The following is a 12,483-nucleotide window of genomic DNA, read 5'->3' as shown; positions in this document are numbered from 1 at the left end:
TCAGAACCCCCCGAACGGCGCCTTGTATGCCGCTTCCAGTTTTGAAATTTCCAGTTCGGCAAGAAGTGTCCGGCCTGTGATCTGCAGCCGGTTCCCGCCCACTTTCCCGAGGAGCAGTGCATCGGCTCCCATAATCCGCTCGAATTCCCGCTTATGATCCGGCGCAACCGTCACCACAAACCGGCCAAGCGACTCCGAGAAGAGGAAATAGTCCGGCCGCATGGCAGACGGTATCGTGATATCCATGCCAAGCCGGCCGGCAATTGCCACTTTTGCAAGGGCGATACCGAGGCCGCCATGGCTGACCGGGAATGCCGAAGCAACCAGTTCGTGAGAGATCGCGTCATAGAGCCGCAGGTACCGGGCCTTTGCCGCTGCTGCGTCCAGCTTTGGTACCATGTTCCCGGTATACCCGAGATGGGCAAAATACTCCGAGCCGCCAAGTTCCTCTGCAGTTTCCCCGATCACGTACACGAGATCGCCTGCGACTTTCGCATCGATCGAGACCGCCTTGAGAACATCCGCATGAACCCCGATGGATGAGATAAGGAGCGTCGGGGGCACGGAGATCTTCACCCGGTTATTCTCTGCATCGAACCCGGAGAAATCGTTAAACATGCTGTCTTTCCCGGAGATGAACGGGGTGCCGAATGCTTTTGCATACTCATAACACCCAATTGCCGCCTCCTTGAGCTGCCAGAGCCGCTCCGGTTCGTCAGAAGAACACCAGCAGAAGTTATCGAGAAGCGCGATCTCGTCCGGGGAGATGCCGAGCGCCACAAGGCCCCGGATCGCCGTGTCGATGCAGGCTGCGGCCATACCGTAGGGATCGATCTCTGTGTAGGAGGGGAACAGTGCCTGCGACAGTCCCACGCCTTTTTTCGATCCGGGAACCACTTTTGTCAGTGTCGCCGGTGCCTGCACCCTGCCTTTTCCCTGCACCGGTCCAAGGACATGGCCGCCCTGCACGGTGTGATCGTACTGGATCGTCACAAATTCCGTGGAACAGATATTTTTGCGGCCAAGCATTGCCGGCACCATGTCGTCGAGCCGTGCCGGGCAGGGCAGTGCCGGCTCGGGATTGTTAACCGTTACCGGTATTGTCTTCAGGACTTTTTTGGGCAGGCCGTCATGGAGGAACGCAAGTTCGATATCCATCGCGACAATTCCCTGGCATTCGACAATGCACCGGCCGGTGCCGGTAAACTCCCCGATGACCGTCGCCTCGACCTCACGGCGTTTCATGAGGTCCATGAACTCGTCAATTTTTTCCGGCGGGACGGCAAGCGTCATACGCTCCTGGGACTCCGAGATCCAGATCTCCCAGGGGGCCATGCCGGGATACTTGAGGGGGACCTTGTCAAGGTCCACCCGGCAGCCGTTGCTCTCTTTTGCCATCTCAGCAACCGAGCAGGAAAGACCGCCGGCCCCGTTGTCCGTGATGCTCCGGTACAGCCCAAGGTCCCGGGCCTCCTTGACCAAAACATCCGAGAATTTTTTCTGCGTGATCGGGTCGCCGATCTGGACTGCCGTCACCGGGCTCGCCGGGTCAAGCGCTTCCGACGAGAACGTGGCCCCGTGGATGCCGTCTTTTCCCACCCGGCCGCCGACCATCACGACAAGATCGCCGGGCTCGGCCTTTTTCTCGTAGAGTTTGACCCCGTTTGCCTCTCTGGGCATCACGCCGATGGTCCCGGCAAAGACGAGCGGTTTACCCGCGTACCGGTTGTCAAAGTAGCAGAATCCCTGCGGAGTCGGGATGCCCGAGCAGTTCCCGCCCACGCCGACGCCACGGACAACACCGTCCAGGATCTGCCGGGGGGAAAGCACCGGGTTCTTCCGGTCTTTTCCCCGGAACAGTTTTGGGTCCGCTGCCGGGTCGCCGACGCAAAAGCCGTAGACGTTCATGCAGGGCTTTGCGCCAAGGCCAAAGCCGATCGTGTCCCGGTTTACCCCGACAATTCCCGTGAGGGCACCACCGAAAGGATCGAGCGCTGATGGCGAGTTGTGGGTCTCGACCTTGTGGGTCACAAGAAACTCGTCATCGAAAACAATCGCGCCGGAGTTATCCGTAAAGACGGTCACGCAGATATCGCGGTCGCCTTTTTCCTTCCGGATCTCGTTTGTTGCGGCCTGGATGAACGTCTTGTACAGCCCTTTTGGCACATCGTCGTCCATTGCCGAGGCAAAGATCGTGTGCTTGCAGTGCTCGCTCCACGTCTGGGCAAGCGATTCGATCTCTACATCGGTCGGCCACCGTTCAAGTTCGTTAAAATATTCACGGATCGCGTGGAGCTGGGCGAGATCGAGTGCGAGCGGCCCACGGCGCACGCCGGTCTCCGGATCCACAATTCCCTCTTTACCGAGGTGTGCGAGATCTTCGTCCGGGATTTCAAGGTCCACGAGCCCGACATTCCGCATCTCGTGGAGCTGCACGCGGGGGACCACCCGGTCCATCCCCCGGTCCCCGTACTCCTGCCGGGTCTTTATGATGACACGGTTCACGAGAGGGTTTGCCAGCGTATCGCCAAGCCGGCGTATCGTCTCAGGAGGGAGATGCCCGCGGACAAAATAAAGCTGCGATGAATAGACTGCGTCCCCGGGAGAGAATTTCACCCGGAGATAATCCTCGATAGTCTGGCGGGCGGTTGTTCCCACGTTGTCGGTTACGCCCGGTAAAAACCCGACCTCGATCGCATAATCAAAAAATGCCGTTGTCGCTTCGTCCACCACAAATTCCTGTACTACCGGGTTGGATAACCGGGCACCGATCTCACGGAGTTCATCGCGCGTAAAATCCCGGGAACCGGTTGCAATCGTGTACACATCGGTCAGCTGCAGCTCATCGATCAAAAACCCGAGCGACCGGATCCGGTCCGTACGGATTTTCAGGCGGGGATCTTTTTTATAGTGAACTTCTATGCGGTGGACAAAAGAAGCCATGCGTACTGGTGTGCCCTGCAGGAGAAAATAGGTATCTCATGGGCTGATGTGAGGGGGGTCCTGCCGGAAGAGGCAGCCTCCGGTCTGCTCCCGTGGCCGACTCCAGCAAACGTGGACACGACCCTGATCATGCGGGTATAGCGGTCATCAGCTGCAGACGCAGTTGAGCATGATTATTGACACGTAGTCCCCATAAAAAAATGATCGATCAGACCATCATTGTGTACCCTGTTCACCCCATGGCTGCACCAGGGCATCGACACTGGCCTGTGAAAGAGGATCCGTAAGGAGATTCCCGTCACTGCCGATGGGATCAATATCCAGTCCGTATTTATCTGCCATGCAGTTGGTCTGCGATAAGCCGTACTGGTTATACGAGCCACCCTGGATATTGAAGATCACATGGTACTTGGTCTCCATCTGCAGCGTCAAGTTGCTGGTGAAATTCGCTGACAGCCCATCATAGTGCAGCGCGAACTCGTCCCCGGCATTCGCAGCCTGCTGGTACTGGTTCCACCATCCCGGGTTGATCTGGCCCTCGGCCGACCAGTCATCGCAGGGGACGCTGGTGCACTCGTTCCCCATGCATTCGGTGCAGCTCGTGTCCTGCCACTGGTTCTCTTCGAGGATGAGGGGGAATGTCATTACCTGGCCTGGTTTCAGCGAGGGGAACGGGGTATCAGGCTGCGTGGTCTTGAACAGGCCGAAGAAATCCGAGAACCTGAACTCGCCCGGGGGCGTGGCGTTGACCGGGTCATCGTTCTCCAGCTGGACCATCAGGCGCGCAGGCTGGTACTGGTATGCCGGATCCGGCTGGAGGCCATAGGGATCTCCGGCATGCGGCACATTTTGCGAGCCGGCGGCGATATCGTGAATACTCTGGGCCGTCTTGGCAATATCCACGGCGTCGTCAACGGGCACGCCGGTCTCGTCGGCAATGGTTCCGGCGAGGTAATTGGCCCCGTTGTCCATCAGCTGGTTGAAGTTCGGTATGCTGGGGGGCACACCGAGCGCTGCAAGCCCCGCATCGACCCCCGCGGACATCACGGTCTCGCAGTCACTGTTTCCCCCGCAAACGGACGAGATCACGGCGGCCTTCACCGTGGCATAGGCATCGGCGAAGTTGTCCACGAGTGACGCCGCGAAACTGACAATGTCCTCGATTCCACCGATAAAGTCATCCCACCATGAATCACTGTGCGACGACTTCGCGCAGAGGTTCTCAACCCAGCCTTTTTCGGCATTTCCAACCGCCGCATGAGCAAAATCCTCTGCATTATTTTCAGTAAACCCTTTATTCAGGAAATATTGCACCCACCAGCTGTACCCCGTGGTAACGACAACATGGCAGCTGGCATCGGGAGCCATCGGTTGTATCGGCGTGTAACCGACAATACTGATCTTTGGTACTTCGTAGGAGTACCCGTAAAAAGTCGGCGGCGTGCAGTTATAGAGTTTGAACGCGGCCTGCGGCGCCCAGTCAACCGCCATCTGTTCGGAGGGACTCGCCGTAAAACTCCCCGGTGTACCGGTCGGCGCAGCGGCGACGACCCGGATATAATAATGGGTAACCGAGGGGTTGGCCGGATCGGCCGGGGTTGCAAACGTGGAGAAATCGACCGGGAAGAGGTGTACCTTGTCGGTGTAGGTGGGCAGGCCCCCCGTTCCCGGGGAGTTCGTGACATAGTCAGGATCGGTAGTGCTGACATCAAGCCGCCCCCGGGCCACGATGCCCTTGTCATCGAACGTCGGGTTAACCTCATCAAAGGGAGTGGTGGAGACCTGCCATTCGGCATCGTACAGGACAGGCTGTGAACTATTCCAGGCAAACCATAACGGGGTCGTCCGCGTCCAGCTTACATTTGCGTCAGTTGAGATGTAATTTGGGAAATATTCGCCATTGCCGTTTTCCATGGACCCTGCCTTATCCCCACTAGCAGACACCAGCAGCTGGGTGTTTTCCGGGGCGCCGCCCAGCGAGTCCCGGTTCAGACCGGTAGACTGCGGGGGGAAGAGGACCGAGAGGGTATTGACGGCCGCCCCCCACAGGCCTGTGTGCTCAACGGGAGTGTGCTGGATATTGTTTGCAAGGAGATCGAGCCGGTCCCCCTCCGGGGATGAGAGGGCCGTGATGCCGCTGTCGGTGGCTATCTGGTCCGGGGAGATATCCTCCCATGCGCTCAGTTCGCCGAATGCCGGGCCCGCAGCGACCCCCGGTGTCATGAGGCTCTGCCACGCCATGAAGATATGGCCGGCCTTCCCGCGGACGAAGAAGTAGATCCGGTCATGGTAGGATGCGGCCGAGAAGTCACCTGTACCAGGAGTTGTACCGAGGATTTCTGCAGGCACATCAATTCGTTCTGCCCGCTTCATGGTCCCCGGCGTGCACGACGCACAGGACTGCGTACGGGGGAGCGAGTAAACATCGAAGTGGGGATTGCCGTCCGCCGAGTTCCAGTAGGATACATCGAAGATATGCTCATTGTAACTCATATCGTCAGAACCGGTGATCCGGTCGGGGCTGTCCGTACCGGCACCGGTATCCAGCCAGTCCTTCATCCATGTTCCTGTAGTGTACATCTGCTGGTACACGAAACTCGACGGGGGATGGGTGTACGACTGGTCGTTGGGATTATATTTCTGGTAATCGTACCGGGCCAGCAGGTAGATCTGGTCGCCAATAAGGAGTGCTTTTTTCAAGACGTAGGTTCGTGAGGTGTCATGCTGGGGTACCTGGGTCCATGTACTCCATGTTCCCGATCTGTCCATCTTCGCGTACCAGGTGAGCCCGGTATCCCTGCTGGTTACAAAAAGGTAGAGATAGGGGAACGAATTCAACCTCCCCGGGAGCCCGTATGCAACAGCAGATATAGCCGTGCCGGATGATGGTGAGCCCGGGACCTGCGTCCATCCGGTGGACGACCCGGTCTGATCGATCGAGCTCATGTAGACCAGGTTGTCAGAACGGACATTGAACAGGTACATGCGGTCCCCGAAATTGACCGTCTCCGGTGGATTTGCAAACCCGTTCTGGTCCGGCGCAGAGAGGGAATCCCACCAGGACCAGGGGCCCGTGGTATTATACCGGGGTTCACCGACAACAACTTCCCTGGTGTTGGAGGGATTGCCCGTATAATTCCCGTTCTGGTCAAACGGCACCACCCGCACAAAGAGTGTGCGCTGGGCCTGGGGCAGGGTCCCTGCAAGTCCCTGTTTGGTAATCGACGGAAGGTTCAGTACCGGCGCGAGCACGCCGGCCTTTGCAACATATGTGGCGGGGAGTGGGCCTGACGCCCGTTCCCACGGAACAGCAGATCCGGCTGCTTTCGTATTGAACGGCGTATAATTCCCGGTTATTGCAGGAGTAGCAAGCCTGAATGATGCGGGAGTTGCAATGTCTGCATCCATTTTTGCCACTGCGCTCTCGATATTTGATTCCTGTTTCTGCCGGATTGACACTGACGCCGACTGGTTCTGGCCGGCTGTCCCGCTGTCCACGGCAAGGAGACCGGTCTTTACTGTAGTCAGCATATTTTTCTCGACCCGCAGGAATGCCGGTTTACCTTCCCATATCTGTGCAGCATCGCCTGCGGTCGGAACACTCTCTGAAAAATCGATGGTGAAGGTATGCTGGTCGCCGTCGAGGTTTCCCTGTGCAAGCAGGCCCGGTACATCGGACCAGTTGGCGCCGCTCACCGGGTAGGGAAATATCGATACCTGCCAGACCGCACTCATGACACGGGGGTCGATGCTGTCCCAGATAAAAGTGCCTTTCTGGTATCCTGGACCGGTATTGATAAAGGCACTGTTGCTGTCCGCAAAGACAAGCGTGGTGCGGGACAGGTCGGGGGGGCAGACACCCGTTGCCCGTGCAGCCAGCGCCTGGGCCGTGTCCCGGGTGTATGCACGCGGATCAGCGGTACTGAGATCCGGTTTTTTGTTCAGGAGCCCGGTGAAAAACCCTGCGATTGAATCTACCAGACCTTTCCCGGGGGCCTGATACGTCCGGTACGCAGGTTGTGAATTAACGGAAACGTTCAGCAATCCGGCTGCTGCAAGGGAAACCGGTGACCCGGTGTTGACACAACCGCACTTCACTGCGGTTGGCCCGCTGGTGTCACCACACGTGCTGTCCTTTACCGGGACACAGGTCTTCCCGGTAAGGGGGCAAACCCCGGCACACTGGTCTGTCGCAGCATCGTAATGACACAGGTTTTGCTGCGAATACAGGCTGTTTGCCGGGATCGGCTGCAATGGCGCGGGTGTTGCCTGTACCGTGGTGGCGGGAACAGGTGTAACCTGGGTGGTACTGCTTGTCGCAGTCGGTATCGTTGTCGGTATCATTGTCGGTGCCGGTGGTGCGGTCGTAGTTGTCACGGCAGTTACCTGCAGGACCAGGACCGGCTGCGAGGTAGTGACAGGCACGGGAGTGAGCGTATAGCTCAGCTGGTTCAGCTGGTCGGCCTGGATCATAATCGTGTCGGTATAATCGAGATAGCCGCTCATCTGCAGTACCAGGGTGTGGGAACCCACCGTGAGTGTACGTAGGGTGAACGGAGTCGCGCCCATTATTGTGCCGTCGATGGTTACGCTGGCACCTGTCGGAGTGCTGCTGATACTGACTGCTCCGACCTGCGGGGCCGCGGGGGCGGCGGTCGTTGCTACGGGAACCACGGGGATTGTCCGGATCGGTACGAGGGCAAGGGAGGGCGTTGCTGTTGCGGTGGGAATGATCAAGGTCGCCGGGATGGCTACAGGTATACAGAGAAGAAGAACAAGGAGGAGGAACCGAGCCGGTTTGTTCTCAGGATACATACATCCTTTGAATCATGCAGGAATTATAAAGATTGCGGGATATTTTCCGGGATATACCTCCCGGTTAAGGTGGAGCGGCAGGCACTCACTTCTTCGTCACAGTTATCGGCTCGATCATCGCGCTGATGGTAAAATCAAACGGAACAACACCCATCCAGCCGGCCCGCTCGAACATATTCTGGAAACAGAGGCCTGCCACTTTTGCTTCCGGGTGGCGTCCTGCAAGGTCCCGCACCAGCTCCTTTGTTGTCGGCATCATCGGCATCGCAAGCCCGCCCATAATCACAATAACTTTCGGGGAAACAGCAACGTGTGCTCCAGCCGCCTGCATTCCCACATCGGGAACGTCAAGGATTGCCCGGGCCTTGCTCTCATCAAGCAACGGGACAAAAACCTGGTTAAGGTGCATGCTCCGGATCGCAACGGCAAGCAGTTCGACAAATGGCGTGCAGGTGCCCACGCACCCGTAGTAGACGATTTGATCGCCCTCCTTCAGGTTAAGACTTTTGATGTATTCCTTATACGGGCGCAGGATGCCGGGGATGCCGCGGAAGGGCTCTTGTTCTGCCATAGATCTACCATCCGGCGCAAAAGAGTATTAAGAATTCCGTCTCGATCCGGCCCGACCGGCACCCGGGACGTTTCACCGGAACCGGTCGTCTGACCGCACCGTCTCTGCGTTATCCACGACGTGCTCAAACCATCCGTGGCGGGTATCGGTATGCGCATCGAACGCCGTCACATAGGGCTTGATATCCAGAAGCGGCGTGCCGTCCAGGATGTCCACATCCTCGATCGTGAGCACGCAGCCGTTAACACCCACGAGCCGGACGACCGAGAGGCCGATCGCGTTCGGGCGTTTTGGCGACCGTGTCGCAAAAATGCCGTGGGGAGCGGGGTCGAGGAACGGAGTGACCGTCAGGCTGTACCCCGTGCACCGGTGCAGGGCGTACAGCAGGATGATATGGGAGAACCCGTCGAGATCGGTAAGCCCCCCGCAGAGGTCGCTCCTGATCTCGATCGTGCCCCGGACGCCCCGGGCCCCGGAAGGCTGGATGGGCATGCCGGCGATATCCGTATACGGCGAATGGATTGTACCGATCGGTGTGTACGTGAAGGCCGTGGCAGGGCCGGGCGCATCGTGCATGGAGTACTATTCTGGGCTTCCGGGTAAAAAATCCCGGTGCCCCTGGCCGGGAACTACTTTAGGTACAACGATCAACGCTCCTATAAGGGACGACGGCATGGGACGGGGAGCATTTTTCCAGACGGATAACCTCGCGATCATCAACGAGGATATCTTTGCCACCCGGCGGATCCCGGCACAGGAGATCGACCTCGTGGTCACCTCGCCGCCATACAACGTGGACATCAAGTACAACTCCCACGACGACCATCTCACGTACGCGGATTACCTCGACTTCTCGAAGCGCTGGATGAAACGCTGTTACCGCTGGCTTAAAAGTGACGGGCGGTTCTGCCTCAACATCCCGCTTGACAAGAACAAGAACGGCCAGCAGAGCGTGGGTGCCGACCTGACCACGATCGCAAAGGAGTGCGGCTTTGCCTACCACTCCACGATTGTCTGGAACGAGGGCAATATCTCGCGCCGGACCGCGTGGGGTTCGTGGCTCTCCGCGTCGGCGCCGTACGTGATCGCTCCCGTGGAACTGGTCGTGGTGCTCTACAAGGACTCGTGGAAGAAGATAAGCGGTTCGCGCACGTCGGACATTACCCGGGACGAATTCATGGCCTGGACGAACGGGCTCTGGACGTTCAACGGTGAACGCAAGACGAAAATCGGCCACCCTGCCCCCTTCCCGGTCGAGCTGCCGCTGCGGTGCATGAAACTCTTCTCGTTTGTCGGTGATACCGTGCTCGATCCCTTCATGGGCAGCGGGAGCACGCTTGTTGCCGCCTCGCGGTGCAATCGCAGGGCGATGGGTATCGAAATCGATCCGCATTACTGCGAGCTCGCAGTGCACCGGATCGCAGCAGACGGGCGGGGAGAATAAGAGGCAGTTACCGGAACCGGTACGTGCCTTTTGGAATGGTCATCTCAAACCGTGCCCCTTTGCCCGGTGTGCCGGTCTCATGGATCGTGATACCGGTGATATTAAGGATTTCCCGGGAAAAGGTCAGGCCGAGCCCGGTATGCTTTCCAAAGCCCTGGTCGAAGATCCGCTCCTTATCCGCGGCAGGGATACCCTCACCATCATCTTCACACACAACGACATGAGCGCCATCGCGTTCCTCGACAGAGAAACGGATGGTGGTAATCTTCCCGCCATATCGCACCGCATTATCCATCAGGTTGTAAATTACCTTGACAATAAGCGGGTCAGCAAATAGTTCTGTTCCAGAAGGGAGATCGTTTTTTATCTGGACCTTGCCGAGGGAGACCTCCTTTGCTGCAGTATCTACAAGAGTGCGTGTGTCCTGCCATACAGGTGCCGTTTCTCCGATTGCGTCATAGGTCTTGGTAAACTGGACCATAGAGGAAATACGGGTACTTACCTGGAAGATCCAGGTGAAATATTCCTCAAGAGCGGGATCATGGATCTTCTCGTGAAGTAAATCCACAAAACCATTCAAAGCCACCAGCTGGTTGTTGATGTCATGCCGCGTGATGTTGGTGAGGAGGGCGAGATTCCTGTTTGCCTGCCGAAGTGCTTCCTCTGTTGTTTTGCGCTCGGTAATGTCAATATTTACCCCGGTGATCCCGGTGATCTTATCACCGACACAAATCGGTGCGATGATCTCATCATAGGTCCGGACTCCCCTTTTGACCGGCACCGAAAATTCTCCCCGCATGGTTTCTCCCCGGAGTGCCCTCTGGTTATTCGCCTGCCAGTGTTCGAGCAGGTCTGCCGGGAGAGGAATGTGGCAGGGATATTTGCCGATACGGTCACCCCAATGCCCAACCGAAGCCTTGTTCTGCAGGATATACCGGCCGGAACAATCCATAGCCCATGTATCAAACGGGAGGTTATCGATGAGTGCCCGGATCTGGGAAGTTCGTTCCCGCAGTTTCTCATCCATCCGTTTACGGCCGGTGACGTCCCGGATCACTGATATTGCCACCTGTCTTCCCTGGAGACTGACGACGTGGACATTGAGCTCGATCGGGATGATGGTCCCATCCTTTCTCCGGTGCTCTATCTCGAAGATCGCGTGGCCGTTTGAAGTTAATTCCCCGAGAATTTCGTCAAAGGACCGGCTGTGGTACCCGGTGACAAAATCAAGGGGCCCGTGAGCGAGCAGGTCTTCGCGGGTATATTGCAGCATCCGGCAGGCAACGCTGTTTACATCAACAAATTTCCCGAGTCTTCCCTCCGGGTCAATCTCATTGATCAGGATTCCATCATTGATGAGATCAAAAATGTCCCGGAATTTCTCCTCACTCTGCCGGAGGATCTGCTGGTTCTGTTTCAGCTCATCGTACCGGGACCGCGACACTTCTTCTGCCGCAGCAATCTGTTCGTTGGCTGCCCTGAGCTCGATTTCTGCCCGTTTCCTTTCGGTGATATCCGAAACGATCGCAATCACACCGATGATCGTGCCATGAGTGTCGTAGTTTGGGGAGTAAATGCTCCTTGCCCACCCTTTTTTGCCCGTGGATTGGATAGAAAATTCGAAATCGAACGACTCCGTAGTGACGCCCGTCAGTGCCTGTTGCATCAGGAGATCGATCCCCTTCTCCTTAAGGAAGGGAAATATGTCGGCAGCCTTTTTTTCCTGTACGTCTGCTGCCTTCATGCCGGTCAACTCTTCCATAAACCGGTTCCAGAGCGTGATCCGCAGCTCGTGGTCATAGACGATGATACCCTCTTTTGCATTGGTGATCACCGCCAGCAGGAATTCTTCGGAACCCCGGGCCTTTTCCTCGCTTTTACGGATGGCCTCCTCCGCACGTCTCCGCGAGACCGCATAGCGGATTTTGTTGGAAAGTTCGGCAAACTGTGCAGTTGGTTCACCACCTTTCTGGAGATAGAAGTCTGCTCCGCTGTTGATTGCCTGGATGACCACCTCTTCCCTGCCCCTGCCGGTGAACAGGATAAAAGGAATCGACCCAAAGTGCTTGCGCACGCCAACGAGGAACTTGATGCCGTCCATGCCGGGCATCTGGTAATCGGAGATGATTACATCGAAATGTTCATGGTTAAGCAACCGGATCGCGTCGGCCGCACTCGACGCTGTCGTTACGCTGAAGTCGCCGGCTTTTTCAAGAAACAGCTTGCTGATATCAAGAAGGGAGGTTTCATCGTCTACATAGAGGACCCGGATTGCCCCTGCCATCCCGCCCGCCACCTCTCCCTGTCCCTTCGTGCCGGGCATATTTATACCCGACGGAGCATCGGCTAGAATACCGGTTTTCTCGCCAGAGATTATGACCGGGCGGGATGGGTATTTCGGCCAGGGGATTGTAGTGGATTTTTCCATAGGTTCACCATAAGCGGGAAAGTGATAGCATAAGCTATGCTGATTGTGATCGCATGTTGAGTATGGTATAATAATAAATTTATCAAAGCATAAAAAGATTCGTGAGAACCGGAAAAAAATCCGGCCTCCATTTTTGTCTCACCTCCTTATCTCTGTAAAGGTGGAGAAAACTCCCGGAAACGGCGATTTGTGCGATTTCCTGCTACGGGAAATGGATTAATTTTCCGGAGTCCGCAGTCCGGGCACATCCGGAATGAATAGAAGGGTTTAAAGGCTGCAATT

Annotated in this window: 6 protein-coding genes; 1 reads left to right on the top strand and 5 read right to left on the bottom strand. The window is 57.0% G+C overall.

The features are described 5' to 3' along the window. From QZN75_RS05200 to tsaA, 4 genes are all read right to left on the bottom strand, one after another. Positions 1–2,943, bottom strand: coding sequence for an AIR synthase-related protein (locus QZN75_RS05200; protein WP_292425672.1), 2,943 nt, complete (start codon positions 2,941–2,943; stop codon positions 1–3). A 216-nt stretch (positions 2,944–3,159) separates the two neighbouring features. Then, on the bottom strand, positions 3,160–7,758 hold the full coding sequence (locus QZN75_RS05195; protein WP_292425670.1) for a PEGA domain-containing protein: 4,599 nt from the start codon (positions 7,756–7,758) through the stop codon (positions 3,160–3,162). An 85-nt stretch (positions 7,759–7,843) separates the two neighbouring features. Beyond that, positions 7,844–8,329 (bottom strand): DUF2124 domain-containing protein, encoded by a 486-nt coding sequence (locus QZN75_RS05190; protein WP_292425667.1) that lies wholly within the window; start codon positions 8,327–8,329, stop codon positions 7,844–7,846. Positions 8,330–8,401: 72 nt separating this feature from the next. Beyond that, positions 8,402–8,905 carry a tRNA (N6-threonylcarbamoyladenosine(37)-N6)-methyltransferase TrmO gene (gene tsaA / locus QZN75_RS05185; RefSeq protein WP_292425664.1) on the bottom strand — a complete coding sequence of 168 codons (504 nt, stop codon included), beginning with the start codon at positions 8,903–8,905 and terminating at the stop codon, positions 8,402–8,404. On the opposite strand from tsaA, the gene QZN75_RS05180 reads away from it, so the two are divergent. After that, entirely contained in the window at positions 8,904–9,773 is an 870-nt protein-coding gene (locus QZN75_RS05180; RefSeq protein ID WP_292425661.1) for a site-specific DNA-methyltransferase, read from the top strand. The genes tsaA and QZN75_RS05180 overlap by 2 nt on opposite strands. A 7-nt stretch (positions 9,774–9,780) precedes the next feature. On the opposite strand, the gene QZN75_RS05175 is transcribed toward QZN75_RS05180, so the two are convergent. After that, positions 9,781–12,096, bottom strand: coding sequence for a PAS domain S-box protein (locus tag QZN75_RS05175; protein ID WP_292425659.1), 2,316 nt, complete (start codon positions 12,094–12,096; stop codon positions 9,781–9,783). Positions 12,097–12,483 lie beyond the last annotated feature (387 nt).

The sequence above is a fragment of the Methanoregula sp. genome (genome assembly GCF_003170075.1).
Taxonomy (GTDB): Archaea; Halobacteriota; Methanomicrobia; order Methanomicrobiales; family Methanospirillaceae; genus Methanoregula.
The sequence above is the reverse complement of the archived record's forward strand: the minus strand, read 5'-3'. Positions and strand labels throughout refer to the sequence as shown.

What these genes read in the sequence shown, in the direction of transcription:
- QZN75_RS05190 (WP_292425667.1), bottom strand. Translation starts at nt 8,329, where the DNA reads ATGGCAGAACAAGAGCCCTTCCGCGGCATCCCCGGCATCCTGCGCCCG.
- QZN75_RS05195 (WP_292425670.1), bottom strand. Translation starts at nt 7,758, where the DNA reads ATGTATCCTGAGAACAAACCGGCTCGGTTCCTCCTCCTTGTTCTTCTT.
- QZN75_RS05180 (WP_292425661.1), top strand. Translation starts at nt 8,904, where the DNA reads ATGGAGTACTATTCTGGGCTTCCGGGTAAAAAATCCCGGTGCCCCTGG.
- tsaA (WP_292425664.1), bottom strand. Translation starts at nt 8,905, where the DNA reads ATGCACGATGCGCCCGGCCCTGCCACGGCCTTCACGTACACACCGATC.
- QZN75_RS05175 (WP_292425659.1), bottom strand. Translation starts at nt 12,096, where the DNA reads ATGCCCGGCACGAAGGGACAGGGAGAGGTGGCGGGCGGGATGGCAGGG.
- QZN75_RS05200 (WP_292425672.1), bottom strand. Translation starts at nt 2,943, where the DNA reads ATGGCTTCTTTTGTCCACCGCATAGAAGTTCACTATAAAAAAGATCCC.